The organism is Rhizobium sp. 05N430, assembly GCF_056396985.1.
Genome location: NZ_JBFTMO010000001.1, coordinates 660,065 through 681,660, shown reverse-complemented (window position 1 = coordinate 681,660; position 21,596 = coordinate 660,065). Strand labels below are relative to the sequence as shown.

General features: G+C 62.1%; 24 protein-coding genes. 15 read left to right on the top strand and 9 right to left on the bottom strand.

Annotated features, from left to right (window positions below; translation table 11 throughout):
• Position 1 precedes the first annotated feature (1 nt).
• From AC1DJO_RS03340 to AC1DJO_RS03315, 6 genes are read right to left on the bottom strand one after another with little or no spacing between them, the layout of a single operon-like run.
• The gene (locus tag AC1DJO_RS03340) at positions 2 to 1,636 is read right to left on the bottom strand and encodes an NTP transferase domain-containing protein (protein WP_477969043.1); all 1,635 of its coding nucleotides are present in this window, start codon (positions 1,634 to 1,636) and stop codon (positions 2 to 4) included.
• The gene (locus AC1DJO_RS03335; RefSeq protein ID WP_477969041.1) at positions 1,633 to 2,340 is read right to left on the bottom strand and encodes an XdhC family protein; all 708 of its coding nucleotides are present in this window, start codon (positions 2,338 to 2,340) and stop codon (positions 1,633 to 1,635) included. Before AC1DJO_RS03335 ends, AC1DJO_RS03340 begins: the two co-directional genes overlap by 4 nt.
• Positions 2,340 to 2,669 (bottom strand): XdhC family protein, encoded by a 330-nt coding sequence (locus AC1DJO_RS03330; RefSeq protein WP_477943031.1) that lies wholly within the window; start codon positions 2,667 to 2,669, stop codon positions 2,340 to 2,342. Before AC1DJO_RS03330 ends, AC1DJO_RS03335 begins: the two co-directional genes overlap by 1 nt.
• Positions 2,666 to 3,928, bottom strand: coding sequence for a vWA domain-containing protein (locus AC1DJO_RS03325; RefSeq protein WP_477969039.1), 1,263 nt, complete (start codon positions 3,926 to 3,928; stop codon positions 2,666 to 2,668). Before AC1DJO_RS03325 ends, AC1DJO_RS03330 begins: the two co-directional genes overlap by 4 nt.
• Positions 3,929 to 3,931: 3 nt before the next feature.
• The gene (locus AC1DJO_RS03320; RefSeq protein WP_477969038.1) at positions 3,932 to 4,861 is read right to left on the bottom strand and encodes an AAA family ATPase; all 930 of its coding nucleotides are present in this window, start codon (positions 4,859 to 4,861) and stop codon (positions 3,932 to 3,934) included.
• A 21-nt stretch (positions 4,862 to 4,882) separates the two neighbouring features.
• Positions 4,883 to 5,377 carry a flavin reductase gene (locus tag AC1DJO_RS03315; RefSeq protein ID WP_112516167.1) on the bottom strand — a complete coding sequence of 165 codons (495 nt, stop codon included), beginning with the start codon at positions 5,375 to 5,377 and terminating at the stop codon, positions 4,883 to 4,885.
• Between the two features lie 172 nt (positions 5,378 to 5,549).
• On the opposite strand from AC1DJO_RS03315, the gene AC1DJO_RS03310 reads away from it, so the two are divergent.
• The 4 genes from AC1DJO_RS03310 (at position 5,550) to purB (ending at position 9,273) form a co-directional block, all read left to right on the top strand.
• Positions 5,550 to 6,626: an ABC transporter substrate-binding protein gene (locus AC1DJO_RS03310; protein WP_477969037.1), complete on the top strand. Its 1,077-nt coding sequence runs from the start codon at positions 5,550 to 5,552 to the stop codon at positions 6,624 to 6,626.
• Between the two features lie 88 nt (positions 6,627 to 6,714).
• Complete coding sequence (gene rpe, locus AC1DJO_RS03305; protein ID WP_477969035.1) at positions 6,715 to 7,392, top strand: ribulose-phosphate 3-epimerase; 678 nt, start codon at positions 6,715 to 6,717, stop codon at positions 7,390 to 7,392.
• 28 nt (positions 7,393 to 7,420) lie between these two features.
• The gene (locus AC1DJO_RS03300; RefSeq protein WP_477969033.1) at positions 7,421 to 7,906 is read left to right on the top strand and encodes a hypothetical protein; all 486 of its coding nucleotides are present in this window, start codon (positions 7,421 to 7,423) and stop codon (positions 7,904 to 7,906) included.
• 65 nt (positions 7,907 to 7,971) lie between these two features.
• Positions 7,972 to 9,273, top strand: coding sequence for an adenylosuccinate lyase (purB, locus tag AC1DJO_RS03295; protein WP_112387269.1), 1,302 nt, complete (start codon positions 7,972 to 7,974; stop codon positions 9,271 to 9,273).
• Between the two features lie 29 nt (positions 9,274 to 9,302).
• On the opposite strand, the gene AC1DJO_RS03290 is transcribed toward purB, so the two are convergent.
• Together AC1DJO_RS03290 and AC1DJO_RS03285 are read right to left on the bottom strand one after the other, a co-directional pair.
• Complete coding sequence (locus AC1DJO_RS03290; protein ID WP_477969031.1) at positions 9,303 to 9,863, bottom strand: low affinity iron permease family protein; 561 nt, start codon at positions 9,861 to 9,863, stop codon at positions 9,303 to 9,305.
• A gap of 78 nt (positions 9,864 to 9,941) precedes the next feature.
• A complete protein-coding gene (locus tag AC1DJO_RS03285; protein WP_310300008.1) occupies positions 9,942 to 10,739 on the bottom strand; it encodes a DUF2189 domain-containing protein in 798 nt (265 codons plus the stop codon).
• Positions 10,740 to 10,903: 164 nt separating this feature from the next.
• On the opposite strand from AC1DJO_RS03285, the gene AC1DJO_RS03280 reads away from it, so the two are divergent.
• The 7 genes from AC1DJO_RS03280 (at position 10,904) to AC1DJO_RS03250 (ending at position 16,481) form a co-directional block, all read left to right on the top strand.
• Positions 10,904 to 11,458: an RBBP9/YdeN family alpha/beta hydrolase gene (locus tag AC1DJO_RS03280; protein WP_477969029.1), complete on the top strand. Its 555-nt coding sequence runs from the start codon at positions 10,904 to 10,906 to the stop codon at positions 11,456 to 11,458.
• Positions 11,459 to 11,580: 122 nt separating this feature from the next.
• Positions 11,581 to 13,836 (top strand): sensor domain-containing protein, encoded by a 2,256-nt coding sequence (locus AC1DJO_RS03275; protein WP_477969229.1) that lies wholly within the window; start codon positions 11,581 to 11,583, stop codon positions 13,834 to 13,836.
• 228 nt (positions 13,837 to 14,064) lie between these two features.
• Complete coding sequence (purC, locus tag AC1DJO_RS03270) at positions 14,065 to 14,829, top strand: phosphoribosylaminoimidazolesuccinocarboxamide synthase (RefSeq protein WP_112387266.1); 765 nt, start codon at positions 14,065 to 14,067, stop codon at positions 14,827 to 14,829.
• Positions 14,830 to 14,847: 18 nt separating this feature from the next.
• Positions 14,848 to 15,090 (top strand): phosphoribosylformylglycinamidine synthase subunit PurS, encoded by a 243-nt coding sequence (purS, locus tag AC1DJO_RS03265; protein WP_112387265.1) that lies wholly within the window; start codon positions 14,848 to 14,850, stop codon positions 15,088 to 15,090.
• 19 nt (positions 15,091 to 15,109) lie between these two features.
• On the top strand, positions 15,110 to 15,367 hold the full coding sequence (locus AC1DJO_RS03260; protein ID WP_112516161.1) for a hypothetical protein: 258 nt from the start codon (positions 15,110 to 15,112) through the stop codon (positions 15,365 to 15,367).
• The gene (purQ, locus tag AC1DJO_RS03255) at positions 15,364 to 16,035 is read left to right on the top strand and encodes a phosphoribosylformylglycinamidine synthase subunit PurQ (protein ID WP_112516160.1); all 672 of its coding nucleotides are present in this window, start codon (positions 15,364 to 15,366) and stop codon (positions 16,033 to 16,035) included. The genes AC1DJO_RS03260 and purQ overlap by 4 nt, the downstream gene beginning before the upstream one ends.
• 47 nt (positions 16,036 to 16,082) lie before the next feature.
• Entirely contained in the window at positions 16,083 to 16,481 is a 399-nt protein-coding gene (locus AC1DJO_RS03250; RefSeq protein WP_477943041.1) for a hypothetical protein, read from the top strand.
• On the opposite strand, the gene AC1DJO_RS03245 is transcribed toward AC1DJO_RS03250, so the two are convergent.
• On the bottom strand, positions 16,482 to 16,736 hold the full coding sequence (locus tag AC1DJO_RS03245; RefSeq protein WP_477969027.1) for a DUF1127 domain-containing protein: 255 nt from the start codon (positions 16,734 to 16,736) through the stop codon (positions 16,482 to 16,484). It abuts the gene before it with no gap.
• An 81-nt stretch (positions 16,737 to 16,817) separates the two neighbouring features.
• On the opposite strand from AC1DJO_RS03245, the gene AC1DJO_RS03240 reads away from it, so the two are divergent.
• From AC1DJO_RS03240 to AC1DJO_RS03225, 4 genes are all read left to right on the top strand, one after another.
• Positions 16,818 to 18,236, top strand: a complete 1,419-nt coding sequence (locus AC1DJO_RS03240) for an aminotransferase-like domain-containing protein (protein WP_310300024.1) — start codon at positions 16,818 to 16,820, stop codon at positions 18,234 to 18,236.
• 131 nt (positions 18,237 to 18,367) lie between these two features.
• On the top strand, positions 18,368 to 18,943 hold the full coding sequence (locus AC1DJO_RS03235; protein ID WP_112387259.1) for an acyloxyacyl hydrolase: 576 nt from the start codon (positions 18,368 to 18,370) through the stop codon (positions 18,941 to 18,943).
• A gap of 127 nt (positions 18,944 to 19,070) precedes the next feature.
• Entirely contained in the window at positions 19,071 to 21,305 is a 2,235-nt protein-coding gene (purL, locus tag AC1DJO_RS03230; protein WP_477969024.1) for a phosphoribosylformylglycinamidine synthase subunit PurL, read from the top strand.
• 21 nt (positions 21,306 to 21,326) lie between these two features.
• Positions 21,327 to 21,560 (top strand): BolA/IbaG family iron-sulfur metabolism protein, encoded by a 234-nt coding sequence (locus tag AC1DJO_RS03225; protein WP_112387257.1) that lies wholly within the window; start codon positions 21,327 to 21,329, stop codon positions 21,558 to 21,560.
• Positions 21,561 to 21,596: the final 36 nt, after the last annotated feature.

Below are 21,596 nucleotides of genomic sequence, written 5' to 3'. Positions count from 1 at the left end.
TCTATCCCCTCAAAATACCACCGGCGGCCACAACGGCCTCCGGCGTATCCACGTCCAGATGTGCCGCATCGCCGATATCGACATCTATCACAGGCAATCCGGATGTCTCGATGATATGCCGCGCCCCGACATCGCCTTCAAGCCGCATCACGGCATCGCCGAGCGAGCGCGGAAGAATGACCGGGTTGCCACGCTTGCCGCAGGACACCGCGCGAACGATCGCCCGTCCGGACGCCGTGCGAAAGGCGGAGATCAGGGCGTCGAGATCGGCAACCGTCACGCCCGGCATATCCGCGAGCATGACAAGCACACCATCCGCGTCGCGTGCCGGCACCGCTGAAAATCCTGAAATGAGTGAGCTTGCCATGCCGGACGCATAATCGGGGTTCTCGATGGCAGTCACAACCAATCCCGAGAGGGCGGCCTCGATCTCGCTTCCCCGGTGACCAGTCACGACGATGACGGATGCCGCATCGGCAGCGAGCGCGGTTTCGGCGGCACGGCGCACCAGCGCTTTGCCGTCGAATTCCGCCAGCAGCTTGTGGGCACCACCCTCACCCATACGGCTGGCTTTGCCCGCCGCCAGGATGACCGCGGCAACCGTCACCGGCCGGTGACGATCCTCAGCACTGTCCCGCGGCCGCGGCCGTGTCTCGATCTCCATCAGCAGCCCTCCGACACCCATGCCCGTCAGATCATGGGCATCGGGTTTCTCTCCAGCCAGGATGCGATCCAGCACCCAGTCGAAGCCGTTCTCCTTCGGACTGCGGGCGCAGCCCGGCGCACCGACGACATAAGTCTCCCCGATCCGCCCGAGCACCATCAGATTGCCGGGGTCCACCGGCATGCCGACGCTCAGGATCTCACCGCCGGCTTGCCGGATCGCCGCCGGGATTACATCATCTTCGTCGATGACGGCCGACGCCCCAAAGACGATCACCAGCTTCGGGAAGCGATCGGCAGCCACCATTGCCTCACCAATGGCGACAGCGACGGCGTCGCGCCCGTGAGCCACACGCTGCTCGCGTGCCAACCGGTTGCCGGATGCTGCCAGCCGCCGCTCCAGAATGCGCGCCGTCTTGTCCATGACCACAGGTTTCAGCGACGGCAGTTCGGTAGCGACAAGCGATACCGCATATTCGGCGAAAGGCTTGACCTCGAAGGCCACCGCAGCCCGCAATGCATCGCACGCAGCCTCAACCTTGTGGCCTGACACCGCAAGCGGAATGATCTTGAAGGTCGCCACCATGTCGCCCGTCCGCACGCGCGCATGATCCGCAAGACAGGCGAGCGTGATTGCCGGATCGATGCGATTGACGCGGTCGACGATGGCGCGGTCCGCGACAAACAGCCCATCTGCCGCCGCATAGACATTCACCCGCCCCGTGGCTGCCTCTGAAAAGCGCAGATGATCCGGCGCGATTGCTCCAGCGAGCTGCCGCGCGGCTTCGTCTTCGCTGAGATCGCCGTCCTCGATGCGCGCTGCGGTGATGCTGGCAATACCGGCTCGCCGAAGCGTTTCGATATCCTCCGGCAAAACGCGGTGGCCTTTGTGCAAGGTCCGGCCGGGCAGTTTCACCGCATGCGCAAGCATCAATCCTTCGGCACCGGTGACCAGAAATTCGCCGAACTTCATCCCATGTCACCCTTCGGAGATAGGAGATTGCGCGAGCGCAGCGCCTCGATGATCTGCGCCAGGATGGCGACGGCGATCTCTGCCGGACTGGCTGCACCGATATTGAGCCCGATCGGCCCGTTGATGCGCGCCAGCGCCTCATCCGGGAAACCCTCGGCCCTCAACCGCTCGATACGCGAAGCATGCGTCTTCCGGCTTCCCAGCGCACCGACATAGAAACAGCCGCGGCGCAGCGCCTCGGCAATCGGAAAATCGTCTATCTTCGGATCGTGCGTCACCGCGACCAGCGCCGTATAGGGATCGAGCGGCTTGTCCTTCAGGACATCGACCGGCCAGTCGGCCGTCAAGTCGATCCCCGCAAAACGCTCCGGCGTCGCGAAAGCCGTCCGTGGATCAATGATCCTGACGTCGAAGCCTGCCAGCGCTGCCATTTGCGCCAGGACCTGGCTGATATGGACCGCGCCGATGATGACGATATCAGGCGGCGGCAGATGGACGTTGAGGAAATAGCGCCCGCCATCGGCCTCCACAATGCTCGAGCGACCCGAGCGAAAGGCAGCGGCTATGGCTTCGCCAAGCGCGCCGGAGAAATGGTCGCCTTCTGAAACGACGCTCGCCCGGCCACCACCGAGATCGGTGACGAGTGCGGCAGCGATCCGTGCCTGCCTCAAGGCATTCAGCCGCTCGAGCGCCGCCAGCTCCATCAGCCGAGCCTTTCGACATACACGCGGATCCGTCCGCCGCAGGAAAGCCCGACGCGCCAGGCCGTCTCGTCGGCAACGCCGAATTCCAGCATCTTCGCTTCGCCGCTGCCGATAACATCGAGCGCTTCGGTGATGACGGCGCCTTCGACGCAGCCGCCGGAAACGGAGCCTTCGAAATTGCCGTCGGCATCGATCACCAGATGGCTGCCCGCAGGCCGCGGCGCCGAGCCCCAAGTTTCGATGACCGTGGCGATTGCTACATCGCGGCCGCTTTTCCTCCAGGCTTCCGCCGTCATCAGCGGATCGAGGCCGCCAGACATCTCGCTCATACAGAGCCTCTTATTCTCTCCAGATACCGCCGCGGCTGGTACGCCTCGGCGCGGCCGGACCCGAGTGCCGCAGCAAGATCACTCAAGGAGGATAGATTGTGGACCGGCCGGAATTCGTCAACATGCGGCAGCATGGCGCGAACGCCGCGCGCCCGCGGCTCGAAGCCATCGAAGCGCAGCAGCGGATTGAGCCAGATCAGCCTCCGGCAGGAGCGATGCAGCCGGTCCATCTCGGCCGAAAGCTGCTCGACGCCCTCGCGTTCCAGCCCGTCGGTGATCAGCAGTACCACGGCTCCCTGCCCCAGCACGCGCCGTCCCCAGAGACGGTTGAACTCGTGCAGTGTCTCGCCGATCCGCGTTCCGCCCGACCAGTCGTTGACGGCGGCAGCGCAATCATCGAGCGCGTGATCCGGATCCTTGTTACGCATCTGCCGCGTCACGTTGGTCAGCCGCGTTCCGAACAGAAAGGTACTGACTCGGCGACGCCGCTCCGTCAGCACATGCAGGAAGTGCAGGAAGATCCGCGTATATTGGCTCATCGAGCCGGAAATATCGGCGAGCACCACCAAGGGCGGCTGGATCTCCTTGCGCTCGCGGTAGCGCGGCAGGATCAGCGATCCTCCGGTGCGAAGGGCAGCGCGCATCGTTGCACGGGGATCGACCGTCGCGTGGCGATGCGATGGCCTGAATCTCCGGGTGGCGACACGGTCGAGCGGCAGCTGCAGGCGTGCCAGCTCCTTCTTGGCGAGCGCCATTTCCGCCGCCGACATCTGCGCAAAATCCATGCGCCGGATGATCTCGTTGCCCGACATCGTGAAGCGCGCATCGATCTCGATATCGGGCTCTTCGCGCGGCGGCTTGTCGGCGCGCCGGTCACCGAGCAGCGCATCGCTTGCCCGGGTCTCTCCCGGTCTCTGCTTTTCCTTCTCCCGCGTATCCGGCGCCCGTGGCGACATCATCGCGATCATCTTCTCGACGAGATTGCGCGATCGCCAGAAAAGCCGGAACGCTTCGTCGAAGACAGCTGCATCCTCATGCCGCTTGACGAAGACCGCCGAGAGCGCCGCATGGAACTCGTCGCGCGATCCCATGCCGATCGCTTCCACCGCCTCGATGGCGTCAGCGATCGCGGCCGGGCCAACTTTCAGTCCGGCCTTGCGCAGCGTCCGGCCGAAGAAAACGATATTGTCAGCAAACCGGCCGTCACTCAACGGAAGCGGCGGAACGACGATACCATCCTCTGCCTTCTCGCCCTGCATCGCCTATCCCGCAACCCGCAATTCGTCCTGGACATCCTTCAGCACCCGTGCGCCCTCGCCGCCCTGAATGCGGGCGATGTCGTCCTGATATTTCAGGAGCGTGCCGATCGTGTCGGAAATCGTTTCCGGATCGAGCGCCAGCCGATCGAGCTCCGTCAGCGCCGTCGCCCAATCGATCGTCTCGGCAACGCCCGGGTTCTTGAAGAGATCGAGTGTCCGTAGCTGCTGCACATAGGCAACGATCTGGCGCGACAGCGTCTCGTTGCAGTGAGGCACCTTGCGGCGGATGATCTCCAGCTCCTGCTGCGCTTGCGGATAATCGACCCAGTGGTAGAGGCAGCGGCGCTTCAAGGCATCGTGCACCTCGCGCGTCCGGTTTGTGGTGATGATGACGATTGGTGGTTCGTCCGCCTTGATCGTCCCGAGCTCGGGAATGGTCACCTGAAAATCGGACAGGACCTCCAGCAGGAAGGCCTCGAAGGCCTCGTCGGTACGGTCGAGCTCGTCGATCAGGAAAACCGGCGCACGCCCGTCTGTGGAGGAAAGCGCCTGCAACACCGGGCGGCGGATCAGGTAGCGCTCGGAAAAGATATCGGATTCGATCCGCTCCCGGTCGGTCAGGCCAGAGGCCTCCGACAGCCGGATCTCCAACATTTGTGCCGGGTAGTTCCACTCGTAGACGGCAGAGGCAACATCCAGCCCCTCATAGCACTGCAGCCGGATCAACGGACGCCCGAGCGCCTTTGAAAGAACCTTGGCGATCTCAGTCTTGCCGACGCCCGCCTCGCCCTCGAGAAACAAGGGCCGCTTCATCTTCAATGCCAGGAAAAGCACAGTGCCGAGCGCCCGGCCCGCAAGATAATTCTGCCCGCCGAGCAGCGCGATCGTCTCATCGATCGACTGCGGCAGAAGCGGCGCGGTCTGATCAGCCATGTCTCCTCCCTTTTGGAGAAGTTATAGCGTGTGATAGTCGCGGTTCATATAGAGAAGAGCCGGTTTTGTTTCGTCAAAACGCACGCCGACCACCTCGCCGAAGATGACGTGATGCGTCGACATCTCCTTGATTTCCATGACGCGGCAATCGAAGGAGGCAAGTGAATCCGAAAGCACCGGCGCCCCGGTTACTAGCTTCTCGAACTTGCCCGTCGAGAACCTGTCCTCGTTGTCGAGCTTCATGCGTCCGGAGAAGGCGTCCGCCAGCCCCTGATGATGGGCGCCCAGCGTGTTCAGCGCAAAGATGCCGCTGCGGAAGAAGATTTCATTCTTCGGGTTGCTGTTGTTGAGGCAGACGAGCACGCAGGCAGGACTGTCGGAGACGGAGCATGCGGCCGTGATCGTCACGCCGCGCTTCTGATCGCCGAGCGCCGTCGTCACCAGCTGGACATGCCCGCCAAAGCGGCTCATGGCATCGCGATACAGCGCTGGATCGATCGGTTGCCTGCTCAACACAGAAGGTCTCCTGCGGCCTCGCCGCTTGTTGTTATGTCACTAATATGGCCGCCATCGGTTACATTTTCTACAATGAAGGCGACGAAATGCTGCCTATTACGCTGTTTTTCTTTGACGATTAGTATTCGCCGGATAAAAGGGCATGGACAAAGGTCAGGAGCCGGCGACTTTTATGAATATTCTGCGTGGCATAGCTGCTGTTTCGATGCTGCTGATGGCGGCGCCGGCAGGCCATGCAGCCGGCATCACAATCGGCGTCGTTGCGCCCCAGGGCGGCAATCTCCAGCAGCTCGGAACCCAGATCTTCGCCGGTGCGAATTTTCAGGTCACTAAGGATGGCAACACCTTCGTCGCGGTCAACGAACCCTGCGAGGACAACAGCGGCGGCACGATTGCCGACGCGCTGATCGCCGCCAAGGTCCAGGTCGCCATCGGCTTTCTGTGCAGCGAGACGCTGGAAGGCGCCCTGCCGAAGCTGAAGGACGCCAATATCCCCGCAATCACCGTGTCCGTCCGTTCGCGTATCCTGATGGAAGATTCACTGAAGAACGGCTGGCCGCTCTTCCGTCTTGGCCCACCTGATGGGGCTGAAGCCGCTCGCATCATCGAGGTTATCCTGCGCGACTGGGCGGCCGCGCCGATCGCCCTCATCGAGGACGGCACGATCCACGGCCGCGAACTGACCGAAGCCGTCAGGAACGCTCTTGAGCAGAACGGCCTGAAGGCGGCCTTCACCGACACCTACCGGCCAGGCCAGGAACAGCAGATCGCGCTTGTCCGCCGGCTGAAACGCGCCGGCGCCGCCAAAGTCTTCATCGGCGGCGACCGCTCGGACGTGGCGATCATCGCCCGCGATGCGGCGGCCGAAAAAATCCCGCTCGATATTCTCGGCGGCGACGCGATGCGGGCCGCCAATCAACCGCTGGCGCTGGCGGACGGCGTGCACGCTGTCGCGATCCCCGAATATGCAAGCCAGCCGGATGGCAAGGCTGCCGCCCAGGCGATGCGCGAACAGGGCATCGAACCGGAAGGCTATGTGCTTCCCGCAGCCGCAGCCGCCGCAATCGCGCAGCAGGCGGCCTCAGCGGCAAACAGCAAGCCGCTGGCCGATGTTCTGACCGGCACGCGCTTTGAGACGCCGATCGGTCCTGTCACATTCGGAGCCAATCACGAACTGACGGATAACCCTTACCGCCTGCAGGAATGGCGCAACGGCGCCTTCAAGATCCTCGGCGCGGCCTCGGAGTGATGCTGCAGATCGGGCACCTCGATCAGTTGCCCGTCGCGCCGCACACTGCTAAATCCGCGGCGAGCATCTTAACGAGAGAGAGTTCCCCATGACGCTGCCGATCCGCATCGCCCCCTCCGTCCTCGCCGCCGACTTCGCCAAGCTCGGCCAGGAAATCCGAGACGTGACCGCAGCCGGCGCCGATTGGATCCATCTCGACGTCATGGACGGCCACTTCGTTCCGAACATTTCCTTCGGCCCCGATGTCATCAAGTCCGTGCGCTCCCATACCGACGCCACCTTCGACTGCCATCTGATGATCGCGCCTGTCGATGCCTATCTCGAAGCCTTCGCCAAGGCCGGCTGCGACCGCATCACCGTCCATGCCGAATCCGGCCCGCATCTGCACCGCTCGCTGCAGACCGTCCGCAATCTCGGCAAGAAGGTCGGCGTGACGCTCAATCCGGCAACGCCGCTCTCCGTCATCGAAAACGTCATCGACGATATCGACCTGATCCTCATCATGTCCGTAAACCCCGGTTTCGGCGGCCAGAAGTTCATTCCGGCGATGGCCGGCAAGATCGCCGCCGCCAAGTCCCTGATCGGTGACAGGCCGATCGAACTGCAGGTCGATGGCGGCGTGACGTTGGAAACAGCACCCATCGTCGGCAAGGCGGGCGCCAATGTGCTCGTCGCCGGTTCGGCAATATTCAAGGCGGGATCGCCCGAAGCCTATCGCAGCGAGATCGCCGCATTGCGGGCGGCAGCCGAAGCCGGCCGCGTATGACGGCATTCTCCGCGATCGCCCGCTGACCATGGAACGCCTGCGCGCCGCAAAGCCACCGCTGCTCGATGTCCTTGCGGGCGCCCTGCTCTGGGGCCTGATGATGACGGCCTCGGCGACCGCGGCGCTTTATCTGCGCAACCGCTTCGAAACCAGCCATCTTGCCGAACTCGCGCTGCTCTATTTCTTCGGCGGCCTATTCGCCTGGCCGTTGATGCTGCCGCTCGCCCGCTTCTTTGCCTGGCAACGCCCGCTCGAAACCCGTTTCGCCGCCTTCTTCGCCTGCCTGACGATTGGCACGATCCTGATGACGGCGTTTCTGTTTTCGATGGATTACCGTATCTTCTATTCGCGCTGGCATGCGCCCTTCGGCAGCGTCATCTGGATTTTCGAGTTCATCTTTACCGGCGCCAATGCCGTCTACCAGTTCTCGGTGCTCGGCGTCCGGCTGTTCCTGCCCTTCGGCCTGATCTGCCTACTCGCCACCAGTTTCGCGCTGGCGAAACGCATGCGTTGAGATTGCCGCCCGTCTTTGCTACAGGGGCGCCAGCAAGTTTTGTCTACCAACGAAAGCAGTGAGCCATGATCCCGCGTTACTCCCGCCCAGAGATGGTCGCCATCTGGTCGCCCGAAACCAAGTTCCGCATCTGGTTCGAGATCGAAGCCTTCGCCTGCGATGCGCTCGCCGAACTCGGCGTCATCCCCAAGGACGCGGCGAAGACCATCTGGGAAAAGGGCAACGCGGCGGTATTCGACGTCGCGCGCATCGACGAGATCGAAGCCGTCACCAAGCATGACGTCATCGCCTTCCTGACCCATCTGGCGGAGTTCGTCGGCCCTGACAGCCGTTTCGTGCATCAGGGCATGACGTCGTCCGACGTGCTGGACACGACTTTCAACGTCCAGCTCGTCCGCGCCGCCGACATCCTGCTTGCCGGTGTCGATCGCGTGCTGGCCGCCCTGAAGACCCGCGCTTTCGAGCACAAGGACACGGTCCGCATCGGCCGCAGCCACGGCATCCATGCCGAGCCGACGACGATGGGCCTGACGCTTGCCCGCTTCTATGCCGAGATGGACCGCAACCGCGCCCGCCTCGTCGCTGCCCGCGCCGAAATCGCCACCGGTGCGATCTCGGGTGCCGTCGGCACCTTCGCCAATATCGACCCGCGCGTCGAAGAACATGTCTGCGCCAAGCTCGGCCTGACGCCGGAGCCGGTCTCGACGCAGGTCATTCCGCGCGACCGCCACGCGATGTTCTTCGCCACGCTCGGCGTCATCGCCTCGTCGATCGAAAACATCGCCATCGAATTCCGCCACATGCAGCGCACCGAAGTTCTGGAAGCCGAAGAGTTTTTCTCGCCGGGCCAGAAGGGCTCGTCGGCCATGCCGCACAAGCGCAACCCGGTCCTGACCGAAAACCTGACCGGCCTCTCGCGCCTCGTGCGCATGTCGGTCGTCCCGGCGATGGAAAACGTTGCCCTCTGGCACGAGCGCGATATCAGCCATTCGAGTGTCGAGCGCGCCATCGGCCCGGATACGACGATCACCCTGGATTTTGCCCTCAACCGCCTTGCCGGCGTCGTTGAGAAACTGGTTATCTATCCTGAGAATATGGAAAAGAACCTCAACAAGTTCCGCGGACTTGTTCACTCGCAGCGCGTTCTGCTTGCCCTTACGCAAGCTGGCGTCTCCCGCGAAGACGCTTACCGCCTGGTACAGCGCAACGCCATGAAGGTCTGGGAACAGGGCAAGGACTTCCTCGAGGAGCTGCTCGCCGACCAGGAAGTACGCGCCGCCCTCTCCGAAGAGCAGATCCGCGAGAAGTTCGACCTCGGCTATCACACCAAGCACGTCGATACGATCTTCAAGCGCGTCTTCGGCTGATACGGACCACCTGCAATGCAAATGGCGCCTCAGGGCGCCGTTTTTACTTTCTGCTTGCGGCTCTTGGCAGCTGCCGGTTTGCGCCCGGCCGCCTTGGGAGACGCCGATCTCTTGACAGCAACACCAGCCTTCTTGTTGGCAGCGACCGCAGCCTGCTGCCGTTTCGAGCTCTTACCGCTTTTGTCTTCATCGGCAAGCTTGACCTCCCCTCCATCCTCCTGCGCGTTGCGCCTGCCCTTCGCCGCCTTGGCAACCAAGCGGTCGAGATGCTTCAGATCGTCCTCGTCGAGGTTCTCGATCCCGATGAAGCGGTTCTCGGCATGGCTGGTCAGGATTATCTCGTCGAGCTTCGCCTGGATCGCCCGCGTATCGCGCGTCTGGGCGTTCTGCAGCACGAAAACCATGAGGAAGGTGACGATGGTGGTGCCGGTGTTGATCACCAGCTGCCACGTCTCCGAATAGTCGAAAACCGGGCCAAGCCCGGCCCAGACAAGAACGGAAATGACGGCAAGAACGAAGGTGACGGGCGCGCCCGCCAACTCCGAGATCTTCGTCGCGAAATGCGCAAAGAGTTTTTTGGCACCTTCCATGCGCTGCCTCCCTCAAAGATGTCGCAAGACAACTCGGAGGAAGGTCGCAAAGTTCCGGTGACGTCCTAACCGGCCAGATCAGGCCGGCGCGACGAGCTTTCTATAGAGATGCCAGCTCGCATGTCCGAGGATCGGCATCACGAGCGCCAGTCCGGCGAACAGCGGAATGCTGCCGATGACGAGCAGCACCGCTATGATGAGCCCCCAGAAGAACACCGGCACCGGATTGGCCGCCGTTGCCCGGATCGAGGCGCCCATGGCAGCCACCAGACCGACATCGCGGTCAAGTAGCATAGGGAACGTCACGACTGTCGTCGCCAGCACGACGATGGCAAAGACGAGCCCCAGCACATTGCCCCAGAGCATCAGCTGCATGCCTTCGGGTGTTCCGAAGATCTGCGCCGAGAATGTCTCGACCGAGCGCGGGAAGACGTCGCCGAAGAGATTGCTGTAGAGTGTCTGTGCCGCAACCAGCCAGACGACAAAGAAGGCGAAGAGCAGCAGCCCGCCCGCAATGATCGAGGGCAGCGCCGGAGAATGGCGGACGTCGAGCGCATGGGTCCAGGACGTATCAAGCCCGGTTTCGCGGCGGCGGCTGATCTCATAAAGGCCGATCGCCGCGATCGGGCCGATCAGCGCGAAGCCTGAAATCAGCGGGAAGATCATCGGCAGCAAATTGGCGCTCGATGTCGCGACGGCCAGAAACACACCGGCGACCGGATACATCAGACACAGGAAGACATAGTGAGACGGCTTTTCGCGAAAATCGTCCAGTCCGCGCTTCAGCGCGTCGAAGACGTCTGCAATGCTGATCTTGTTGATGGCGGGATGCGCATAGGCTTCGCCTGCTCCCGTCATGACATGGAATGCCGTCATGGCTTTCTCCTCCGTGAGCCGTACACCGGCGGCGGAAGAAGCATCGGCTTTGAAGGGCCGACACGAAATCCGCAACCGGCAATGGCCAAACCATAACAAATTTTGCCGCCTTTGTCCCGTCTTCCCTTGACAGACGGGTCAAGCTTTCTCACATCGGCGGCATCATGAAGGTTTCAGACGCAGATATTCTCATCATCCCCGGTTACACCAATTCCGGCCCCGATCACTGGCAGAGCCGCTGGGAAGCAAAGCTCAGCACGGCGCGCCGTGTCGAACAGGCGGAATGGTCGAAGCCGGTTCGCGACGATTGGGCCGCCCGCATCGCCGAGGAGGTCAACGCCTCCACGCGCCCGGTCGTGCTCGTCGCCCACTCGCTCGGCATCCCCTCCGTGATCCATGCGATCCCGCAATTCAAGAACAGGGTGGCTGGCGCGTTTCTGGTCGCTCCCCCGGATGTCGCCAATCCGGATATCCGCCCGAAGCACCTGATGACATTCGGCCCCTATCCGCGCGATCCGCTGCCGTTCCCGACACTCACCGTCGCCAGCCGCAACGATCCGTTCGGTACCTACGAGCATGCCGACGATATCGCCGCCAGCTGGGGTTCGATGCTGATCGATGCTGGCGAGTCCGGACATATCAACGCCGAGTCCGGTCACGGTCCGTGGCCGGAGGGCACGATGGTCTTTGCGCAGTTTCTGTCGAAACTGAAGCCCTGACCACGCGGCACCCCTGAGTTTTAATAGATATTTCAGTGAACGCTACGATAATGCGCCGAGGCGAATGAATCGAGTGCGCGCATTTGAAGCGATCCAGACAAGACCATCCGGCAACCGTAGAGCTGAAGCCCGCCAAGCCGGCGGACAAGCGGCGGCTCGAAGTGCGCGATACGCCGGATCTGGCAGAACGCGAAAGCCGCTGGAACTACGCCCTGATCGGCTCGGGGCTCGGCGTCTGGGATCATAACCATCGCAACGGCACGAAATACTATTCCGAGACCTGGAAAGAAATCCGCGGCATGGGCCCGGATGAAGAAGCCAACGGCGACTATGAGGAGTGGCTGGCCCTCCTCCACCCCGATGACCGCGACTTCGTGATAAAGGCGATCGAGCGGCAGATTGCCGGCGACCCGGAATACCAGGTGTTCGAGTATCGCGAGCGGCACAAGGACGGGCATTGGGTCTGGATCGAATGCCGCGGCGCCTGCGTCGAGTGGGATGAGGACGGCAATCCTGCCCGCATCGTCGGCACCGACACCGATATCACCGCCCGCAAGCGCGCCGAGGAGATGCTGGAGCATCTCTCCCGCCGTCTCGATCTGGCGCTCGACATCACCCGCATCGGCGTCTTCGAAGCTGATCTCGAGGCCGGCACCGTCGAATGGGACGACCGGCTTCTCACCATGTACGGCCTCGAAGGCACGGCGCGCATCCAGCCCGGCGAAGCCTGGGAACAGATGCTGCATCCCGATGACCGGACCACTGCACTCGCCAAGCTGGACGAGAGCCTCGACAAGGACCAGGGCCTGTTGCACGAGTTCCGCATCATCAGGGCCGACGGCCTCGAGCGCGTCATTCGCGCCCGCTCCGCTTTCTTCGTCGATGCCGAAGGCAAGCGCAAGCTGATCGGCGCCAATTGGGACGTCACGGAAGAGGTTAAGCTCCGCAACGATCTGCAGAATGCCAAGAACCTCGCCGAGGCGCGCAACCAGGAACTCGAAGCCGCCAAGGAAAGCATCGAGCATCTCGCCCTCCACGACTATCTGACCGGCCTGCCGAACCGCCGCTATCTCGACCGGACGCTCGAAGAGCGCGCCGAGGAATGCCGCAAGGGCAGTTTGACGCTTGCAGTGCTGCATATCGATCTCGACCGCTTCAAGCAGATCAACGACACGCTTGGCCACCGCGCCGGCGACGCGATGCTGAAACACGCTGCAAAAGTCCTGAAGGACTGCGTCCGCGCAACCGATTTCGTCGCGCGTATCGGCGGCGATGAATTCGTCGTTCTCTGCGCCATCGACAGCGGCACGAAGAAGCTGTCGAATATGGCCGCCCGCATCATCCGCGAGCTTTCCAAGCCGATCCGCTACGAAGGCCATGAATGCCGCTTCGGCGCCAGCATTGGCATAGCCGCTGACAGCGGCGCCGATCTGGACGCCAAGCAGCTCCTGCTGAACGCCGATATCGCCCTCTACCGCGCCAAGGGTGCCGGCCGGAACCGGCATGAATTCTTCTCCAAGGATGCCCGCCGCAGCATCATCGCCGCCAAACGGCTCGCAGACGAAATCCTGCAGGGCCTTGAACGCCACGAATTCGTACCCGTCTACCAGCTGCAGTTCCATGCCGGCACGCTCGAAGTCGCCGGCGTCGAGACCTTGGCGCGGTGGCAGCATCCCGAACACGGACTGATGGCGCCTGACCGCTTCCTGAAGATCGCTGAGGATCTCGACGTCGTCTCGACGATCGACGGGCTCATTCTCGAACATGCCCTCGCCGACCGCGCCGTTTGGGCAAAGGACGGATTCCTTGCGCCGAAAATCTCGGTCAACGTCTCGTCCAGCCGTCTCAACGATCCGGCGCTCGGCAAGAAACTGCGCGCCCTCAAGGTTGCTCCAGGCACGCTCTCCTTCGAGCTGCTGGAATCGATCTCGCTCGATGACTGCGACGACGCCGTGATCGCCAACCTCCGGCATTTCCGCAGGCTCGGCATCGATATCGAGATCGACGATTTCGGAACCGGTCACGCCTCGATCGTCAGCCTTCTGAAGCTCAGCCCGAGGACGCTGAAAATCGACCGCGAGCTGATCCGCATGCTGCCGCAATCGGCCGAACAGCGCAAACTGGTGCGCTCGATCATCGATATCGGCCGTTCGCTGAATATCCTGGTGACGGCCGAAGGCGTCGAGACCATGGATCACGTCCGCATTCTCGCTGATCTCGGCTGCGACGTGCTGCAGGGCTACGCGCTTGCCCGGCCAATGCCCGCAGCGCAAATTCCGGCCTATGTCCAGGCGGCAAGCTGGCGCCATCAGGAAGGCGGAGCGCGGGCGCTGCAAAGCGGCCTTAGCCGCGAGATCAAGCGCAACGCCACCAAATAAGCCTGCATAACCGGCGCGTCCCACGGCTTTGATTTCCAACAGTCATCAAAATTCTGTAGGCTGATATCCGCAATATCTTCGATTCTCTCAGACCGCATCCCTATATCTTGGGAATCCGGGGAAGGAGTTACTGGCGCATTGTGAAAGTGACTCTTTTCCTTTATGGGGACGCCACGAGATCGATCCACTGCGCTATCCCAAGAGCGCCAAGACAGAGAAAAGCTTAAAATGAACCGTCGCCGCCGTATCTACGAGGGCAAGGCCAAGATTCTATATGAGGGACCGGAGCCGGGTACGTTGATCCAGTTCTTCAAGGATGACGCCACCGCCTTCAACAAGAAGAAACACGAAGTTATCGACGGCAAGGGCGTTCTCAACAACCGCATTTGCGAGTTCATCTTCAACCATCTGAACAAGATCGGCATCCCGACGCATTTCATTCGCCGCCTCAACATGCGCGAGCAGTTGATCCGTGAAGTCGAGATGATTCCGCTCGAGATCGTCGTGCGCAACGTTGCGGCCGGTTCGCTGGCCAAGCGCCTCGGCATCGAGGAGGGCGTCGTCCTTCCACGCTCGATCATCGAATTCTATTACAAGTCCGATGCGCTCGATGACCCGATGGTTTCGGAAGAGCACATCACCGCGTTCGGCTGGGCCAACCCCGCTGAACTCGACGACATCATGGCGCTTGCCATCCGCGTCAACGACTTCATGACCGGCCTCTTCCTTGGCGTCGGCATCCAGCTCGTCGATTTCAAGATCGAGTGCGGCCGCCTCTTCGAAGGCGACATGATGCGCATCATACTCGCCGACGAAATCTCGCCGGACAGCTGCCGTCTGTGGGACATTGAAACGCAGGAAAAGATGGACAAGGACCGCTTCCGCCGCGATATGGGCGGCTTGCTGGAAGCCTATTCCGAAGTCGCACGGCGCCTCGGCATCATCAATGAAAACGAGCCCGTGCGCGGCACCGGGCCTGTATTGGTCAAGTAAGTCAGGGAAGACAGGCAAGTGATCAAAGCTCGTGTAACCGTCACGCTCAAGAATGGCGTCCTCGACCCGCAGGGCAAGGCAATCGAAGGCGCTCTTGGCGGCCTTGGATTCGCTGGTATCGGCAATGTCCGCCAAGGCAAGGTGTTCGACCTGCAACTCGAAGGTGCGGACAAGGCCAAGGCCGAATCCGACCTGAAAGCGATGTGCGAAAAACTCCTCGCCAACACCGTTATCGAGAATTATACTATTTCTCTCGACTGAAGGTTGCGGAGAATGCGCGATGGCTGAGCTGACGCAAGAATTGCTGTTTGAAGTCTTGAGAAAGATTCAAGCAGAGATCGCCACCTTCAAGGAAGGGCAGCGCGATGTGCGTCAGGAAATCATCGGCCTCCGAAATTACATGCATGTGATGCAAGGCGACATCAACAATATGCGCGGGACGATGGGGCAGGTTCTCGATCGTCTTGATCGCATTGAAAATCGCCTAGAACTTCGAGAACTCGCAGAAGCACAAGCAAGGTTTGAACCGCACCCATGAAGTCCGCCGTCGTTCAGCTCCCTGGTCTCAATCGCGATCGTGACATGATCGCTGCGCTCACCAAGATCTCCGGTCACGCGCCGGTAACGGTGTGGCAGACAGAAACCCAGATTCCGGATGTCGATCTGATCGTCATTCCGGGCGGCTTCTCCTACGGGGATTACCTGCGCTGCGGCGCCATTGCTGCCCGCATGCCGGTGATGCAGGCGATCATCGAGAAGGCCAAGCAGGGCACCAAGGTTCTGGGCGTCTGCAACGGCTTTCAGATTCTCGTCGAAGCGGGCCTCCTGCCCGGCGCGCTGATGCGCAACGCCTCGCTGAAATTCGTCTGCCGCGAAGTCAAGCTTGAGGTCGTCAACGCCGATACCGACTTCAGCCGCGCCTATGCCAAGGGCCAGATCATCCGCTCGCCCGTTGCCCATCACGACGGCAACTATTTCGCCGACGCCGAGACGCTGGCGAAGATCGAAGGCAACGGCCAGGTGGTCTTCCGCTATGCCGAAGGCACGAACCCGAACGGCTCGATCAACGACATCGCCGGCGTGATGAACGAGAGCGGCAATGTTCTCGGCATGATGCCGCATCCGGAAAACCTGATCGAAGCAGCTCATGGCGGCTCCGACGGGCGCGGTCTCTTCGCTTCGGCGCTCGACGTAATCGCCGCTTAACCTTCGCCGGATATCAGGTGGGTCTAAACCACCACGGGAGACCACCGATGCGCATTGCGACCACCTTCACGGCTGCCGCCGCTCTTGCTGTCATCGGAATGCTGGCTGCGTCCTGCCAGTCCAAGGCGCCTCCCGTCAGCGCAAACCGCGACGCGCTCTCCACCATGGAACGCGTCGCTGTCGGTGCCAATAATTGCTGGTTCAAGTCGGGCGATGCATCCTTCGCCACCTACCGCCTGGCACCGGAACTCAATTCCTTTTCCGGCCGCCCGCGCATTCTGGTCGTGCACAAGAACAGCCCGGCCGGACTGCCGCATCTCGTCGTGCAGGCCGAAGGCAACCCTGCCAAGCTGCAGGCCTTCGGCCCCATGATGTCGCAGCCGGTCTCTGCCCGCATTGCCGCCGACGTCAATCGCTGGTCGTCAGGCAGCAAGGCCTGCAGCTGATCAGTCCCAGAAGGTGGATTTTCCGACTTCACGTGCGGCGTGCGATTGCGATAGCCCGATATCCTTGAGCTGATCGGCTGTGAGTTCGCGCAGGGCACGTCTTCCCTCGCGCTTCTCGTGCCAGACGAGAAATCCATTCCACATGCGCTGGAGCCAAGATTGACCAGTCGTCTCGACCCGGGGAACGATCACGTGCGGACCATTGACCGACACAATCGGCACAATATCACCCTTGATCTGCTGTACTATCGACATCGCCGCTCTCCTGTCATCTTACCTGGCGGTAATGTCTCATAATGTTGACAGGGCGACGGTGACAATCTATTCATTGTCACCATGACAAATTGGCTCCCTGATCTCTCACGCGGCTCCGGTCCGGTCTATATGCGGCTGGCTGATAGCATCGAATCCGCCATTGCCAGCGGCGCCCTGCCCGCCGGCGGCAAGCTTCCGCCACAACGCAATCTCGCCTACGATATCGGGGTGACAATCGGCACGATCGGCCGGGCCTACGCCTTGGTGCATGAACGCGGACTGGTTGCCGGAGAAGTGGGACGCGGGACCTACGTTCTCGATCGCACGCAGGTGGCGCCCAACGAACAGGCCGATCCGCTGACGCTATCGCTTGGCGGTACGCGTGCCATCGATGCGCCGCCAAACAAGATCCGCTTCGACACGACAGCAGCGCCAGACCTTGGCCAGGGCAAGATCGTTGGCGGCATTCTCGGTGAGATCGGCGAACAGCACATGGCCGAGGTCTCGTCCTACTCGCGGCACTTCCCCGCGAACTGGTTCACTGCCGGACGCCTATGGCTTGCGCGCAACGGCTGGACGCCGGATGCCGAAAACATCGTGCCGACGCTTGGCGTCCATGCTGCCGCGATCGCCGTGATCTCCGCGATGTCTGCGCCCGGTGACAAGATCGTTTTCGAAAACCTGAGCTACACGCAGGTCAGCCGCAGCGCCCGCATTCTCGGCCGCCGCACCATCATCGTCGATTCCGACGAGCACGGCGTCATCCCCGACGATTTCGAGCGCGTCTGCCATCAGCAGCACCCGAAGATCGCCTTCCTGATGCCGACTGCCCATAATCCGACGCTCGCAACCATGCCCGCCGCGCGCCGCGTGGCCATCGCCGACATTGCCCGCCGCCACGGTGTCTGGCTGATCGAGGACGATCTCTATGGCGGCATGACCGGAGACGATGCACCGTTGCTGGCCTCACTGGCGCCCGAGCGCACCTTCCTCGTCAACGGCTTGTCGAAGTCGGTCGCAGCCGGGGTTCGCGGCGGCTGGGTCGCCTGCCCGCCGCATTTCGCCCAGCGTATCAAGGTCACCCACAAGATGATAACCGGCGGCCTGCCCTTCATTCTGGCGGAGACCGCGGCCCGTCTTGTCGAGAGCGGCGAAGCGGAGCGTATTCGCGCCGCCTGCGTCAAGGAGCTGGCATCGCGCCAGGCCGTTGTCAGGGAACACCTCGGCGGCTTCGACTTCGTGTCGCATCCGCATGTGCCTTTCCTCTGGCTGAAGCTTCCGGAACCCTGGCTCTCGGGCACATTCAAGAATGCCGCCTATCAGGAAGGCGTCCTTGTTGATGACGAGGACGAGTTCAAGGCGGCCCGCTCGGAGCGCGTGTTCCACCGTGTCCGCGTTGCCTTCTCATCGCCGGGCGGCAGCGCCGAGCTTGCCAAGGGAATGATGATCCTCCGCCGCCTGCTGGAAAGCGGCGTCTCGTCCTATGACAGCGAAGTGTGACCTGTTGCATTTCCGCGCCAGCGCAATGCCGAACCCTGTCATATTTTAGGGGCCTCTTTACCGGCGCCTCACGCTGAGTTCCAATCGGTCATCAGCCGTTGCTGTGATTCGATGGGCGCGAGGGACAGCCTATGGACGCTTGTATCCGTAAAGTGGCGTTGCGTTTCCTGTCAGCATCTGCAGCCGCCATTCTCATTGCCGGATCAGCGAGCCTCCCCGCCCATGCGCAGGATCAGATATTCGACGAACTGCGCTTCGGCGCCTCGGCCTCCATCCAGGGCGGCAGCGAACATGAGGACGGCGTCTTCCCTGAATTGACGCTGTTCTTCGATCCGTTTGGCCACGACGAGGCCACCGGCCTGCAGAAACTGGCCCGCCCGCGCATCCATTTGGGAACGTCGATCGGCACATCCGGATCGGCAACACAGGTCTTCACCGGCTTTTCCTGGACCGCCGACTTTTCGGAAAAGGTCTTCGCCGAAGCGGGTTTCGGCGGCGTCATCCACACGGGTGAACTGGATGAGAACGACGACGGCCCGGCGCTTGGCTGCCGTGTGCTGTTTCACGAATATATCGGCGCCGGCTACCGTTTCGACAATCACTGGAATGTCATGGCCCAGATCGCCCACTCCTCGCATGCCAATCTCTGCGACGGCCCGAACAACGGCATGACGCGCGCCGGCCTGCAGCTGGGCTACAAATTCTAGGCACTTGCCGCTTCGAAAGGCGCTCCGTCCCGTCTTTGTTGACGGCGGGCATTTTCCTGTCGCGCGCCGCGCCAACTTGGGTTAAAGACACCCCAAAACGCGCAACGGCAGGGACTTTCGAGAGCTCATGACCATATCCAATACCCGCCCGATCACCCCCGAACTCATCGCCAGCCACGGCCTGAAGCCGGATGAATATCAGCGGATTCTGGATCTGATCGGCCGCGAGCCGACTTTCACCGAGCTCGGCATCTTTTCGGCCATGTGGAACGAGCACTGCTCCTACAAGTCTTCGAAGAAGTGGCTGCGCACCCTGCCGACCAAGGGACCGCGCGTCATCCAGGGTCCGGGCGAAAATGCCGGTGTCGTCGATATCGATGACGGCGACTGCGTCGTCTTCAAGATGGAAAGCCATAACCACCCGTCCTACATCGAGCCCTACCAGGGTGCGGCGACGGGCGTCGGTGGCATTCTGCGCGACGTCTTCACCATGGGCGCCCGCCCGATTGCGGCGATGAACGCGCTGCGCTTCGGCGAGCCGAGCCACCCGAAGACCCGCCACCTCGTCTCCGGCGTCGTCGCCGGTGTCGGCGGCTACGGCAATTCCTTCGGCGTCCCCACTGTCGGCGGTGAAGTCGAATTCGATGCCCGCTACAACGGCAACATCCTCGTCAACGCTTTCGCTGCAGGCCTTGCAAAGTCGAATGCCATCTTCCTGTCGGAAGCCAAAGGCGTCGGCCTTCCCGTCGTCTATCTCGGCGCCAAGACCGGCCGTGACGGCGTTGGCGGTGCCACCATGGCATCGGCCGAATTCGACGAGTCGATCGAAGAAAAGCGCCCGACCGTTCAGGTCGGCGACCCCTTCACCGAGAAGTGCCTGCTGGAAGCCTGCCTCGAGCTGATGAAAACAGGCGCCGTCATCGCCATCCAGGACATGGGTGCCGCCGGCCTCACCTGCTCGGCCGTCGAAATGGGCGCCAAGGGCGATCTCGGCATCCTGCTCGACCTCGACACGGTTCCCGTCCGCGAAGAGCAGATGACCGCCTATGAAATGATGCTGTCTGAAAGCCAGGAGCGCATGCTCATGGTTCTCGAACCGTCGAAGGAAGAGGTCGCCAAGGCGATCTTCGTCAAGTGGGGCCTCGATTTCGCCATCGTCGGCAAGACCACCGACGATCTGCGCTTCCGTTGCGTCCACCAGGGCGAGGAAGTCGCGAACCTGCCGATCAAGGATCTCGGCGATCAGGCTCCGGAATACGACCGCCCATGGCGCGAATCCGGCAAGCGCGCGCCGCTCCCGGCCGAACTCATCGAAGCACCCGCCGATTACAACAAGGCCCTGCTCGACCTCGTCGGCTCCGCCAATCAGTCGAGCCGCCGCTGGGTCTACGAGCAGTATGACACGCTGATCCAGGGCAACTCGCTGCAGCTGCCGGGCGGCGACGCCGGTGTCGTCCGCGTCGAGGGCCATCCGACCAAGGCGCTCGCCTTCTCCTCGGACGTCACGCCGCGCTATGTCGAGGCCGATCCGTTCGAAGGCGGCAAGCAGGCTGTTGCCGAATGCTGGCGCAACATCACCGCCACCGGCGCCGAGCCGCTGGCTGCGACCGACAACCTGAACTTCGGCAATCCGGAAAAGCCCGAAATCATGGGCCAGCTGGTCGAATCCATCAAGGGCATCGGCGAAGCCTGCCGCGCACTCGACTTCCCGATCGTCTCGGGCAATGTCTCGCTCTACAACGAGACCAACGGCGTCGCCATCCTGCCGACCCCGACCATTGCCGGCGTTGGCCTGCTGCCCGACTGGAAGTCCATGGCCCGTATCGGCAGCGCCACCGAAGGCGACCAGCTGATCCTGATCGGCACCGACGGCAGCCATCTCGGCTCATCGATCTACCTGCGCGACATCATCGGCAGCACCGATGGTCCGGCGCCGGAGGTCGATCTCTTTGCAGAGCGCCGCAACGGCGACTTCGTCCGCTCCGCGATCCGCAACGGCCAGGTTTCCGCCTGCCACGATATTTCGTCTGGCGGCCTGGCACTGGCGCTTGCCGAAATGGCAATGTCGTCGGGCAAGGGCCTCAATGTCACGCTGTCAGAGGGCAAGGGTGCCGCCCATGCCCTGCTCTTCGGCGAAGACCAGGCCCGCTATGTGATCGCGGTCAAGGCCGATGTCGCAAACTTCGTTTGTGCTAATGCCGAAGGTGCCGGCATACCGTTCCGCCGCCTTGGTTCTGTTTCCGGTGAGAACCTTGTTATCGACGATCTGATCTCGCTGCCCATTCAGCAATTGCGCAATGCCCATGAATCGTGGTTCCCTGAATTCATGGACGGCGGCAACGCGCTTGCCGCTGCCGAATGATGCGCAAGGAGTAAATCGATCATGCCCATGAAACCCGGCGACATCGAAGACATGATCAAGTCCGGGATCCCCGGTGCCAAGGTGACGATCCGTGATCTGGCGGGTGACGGCGACCACTACGCTGCCGAAGTCGTTGCTGAAGCCTTCCGCGGCAAGAGCCGCGTGCAGCAGCACCAGATGGTCTACGAGGCGCTGAAAGGCAATATGGGTGGCATCTTGCATGCCCTGGCGCTTCAGACCTCGGCGCCGGAATAAGACAGATGGATGCCCGGCCAAGCCGGGCATTTTCTT

What these genes read in the sequence shown, in the direction of transcription:
- AC1DJO_RS03340 (WP_477969043.1), bottom strand. Translation starts at nt 1,636, where the DNA reads ATGAAGTTCGGCGAATTTCTGGTCACCGGTGCCGAAGGATTGATGCTT.
- AC1DJO_RS03335 (WP_477969041.1), bottom strand. Translation starts at nt 2,340, where the DNA reads ATGGAGCTGGCGGCGCTCGAGCGGCTGAATGCCTTGAGGCAGGCACGG.
- AC1DJO_RS03330 (WP_477943031.1), bottom strand. Translation starts at nt 2,669, where the DNA reads ATGAGCGAGATGTCTGGCGGCCTCGATCCGCTGATGACGGCGGAAGCC.
- AC1DJO_RS03325 (WP_477969039.1), bottom strand. Translation starts at nt 3,928, where the DNA reads ATGCAGGGCGAGAAGGCAGAGGATGGTATCGTCGTTCCGCCGCTTCCG.
- AC1DJO_RS03320 (WP_477969038.1), bottom strand. Translation starts at nt 4,861, where the DNA reads ATGGCTGATCAGACCGCGCCGCTTCTGCCGCAGTCGATCGATGAGACG.
- AC1DJO_RS03310 (WP_477969037.1), top strand. Translation starts at nt 5,550, where the DNA reads ATGAATATTCTGCGTGGCATAGCTGCTGTTTCGATGCTGCTGATGGCG.
- rpe (WP_477969035.1), top strand. Translation starts at nt 6,715, where the DNA reads ATGACGCTGCCGATCCGCATCGCCCCCTCCGTCCTCGCCGCCGACTTC.
- AC1DJO_RS03300 (WP_477969033.1), top strand. Translation starts at nt 7,421, where the DNA reads ATGGAACGCCTGCGCGCCGCAAAGCCACCGCTGCTCGATGTCCTTGCG.
- purB (WP_112387269.1), top strand. Translation starts at nt 7,972, where the DNA reads ATGATCCCGCGTTACTCCCGCCCAGAGATGGTCGCCATCTGGTCGCCC.
- AC1DJO_RS03290 (WP_477969031.1), bottom strand. Translation starts at nt 9,863, where the DNA reads ATGGAAGGTGCCAAAAAACTCTTTGCGCATTTCGCGACGAAGATCTCG.
- AC1DJO_RS03285 (WP_310300008.1), bottom strand. Translation starts at nt 10,739, where the DNA reads ATGACGGCATTCCATGTCATGACGGGAGCAGGCGAAGCCTATGCGCAT.
- AC1DJO_RS03280 (WP_477969029.1), top strand. Translation starts at nt 10,904, where the DNA reads ATGAAGGTTTCAGACGCAGATATTCTCATCATCCCCGGTTACACCAAT.
- purC (WP_112387266.1), top strand. Translation starts at nt 14,065, where the DNA reads ATGAACCGTCGCCGCCGTATCTACGAGGGCAAGGCCAAGATTCTATAT.
- AC1DJO_RS03260 (WP_112516161.1), top strand. Translation starts at nt 15,110, where the DNA reads ATGGCTGAGCTGACGCAAGAATTGCTGTTTGAAGTCTTGAGAAAGATT.
- purQ (WP_112516160.1), top strand. Translation starts at nt 15,364, where the DNA reads ATGAAGTCCGCCGTCGTTCAGCTCCCTGGTCTCAATCGCGATCGTGAC.
- AC1DJO_RS03250 (WP_477943041.1), top strand. Translation starts at nt 16,083, where the DNA reads ATGCGCATTGCGACCACCTTCACGGCTGCCGCCGCTCTTGCTGTCATC.
- AC1DJO_RS03245 (WP_477969027.1), bottom strand. Translation starts at nt 16,736, where the DNA reads ATGTCGATAGTACAGCAGATCAAGGGTGATATTGTGCCGATTGTGTCG.
- AC1DJO_RS03240 (WP_310300024.1), top strand. Translation starts at nt 16,818, where the DNA reads ATGACAAATTGGCTCCCTGATCTCTCACGCGGCTCCGGTCCGGTCTAT.
- AC1DJO_RS03235 (WP_112387259.1), top strand. Translation starts at nt 18,368, where the DNA reads ATGGACGCTTGTATCCGTAAAGTGGCGTTGCGTTTCCTGTCAGCATCT.
- purL (WP_477969024.1), top strand. Translation starts at nt 19,071, where the DNA reads ATGACCATATCCAATACCCGCCCGATCACCCCCGAACTCATCGCCAGC.
- AC1DJO_RS03225 (WP_112387257.1), top strand. Translation starts at nt 21,327, where the DNA reads ATGCCCATGAAACCCGGCGACATCGAAGACATGATCAAGTCCGGGATC.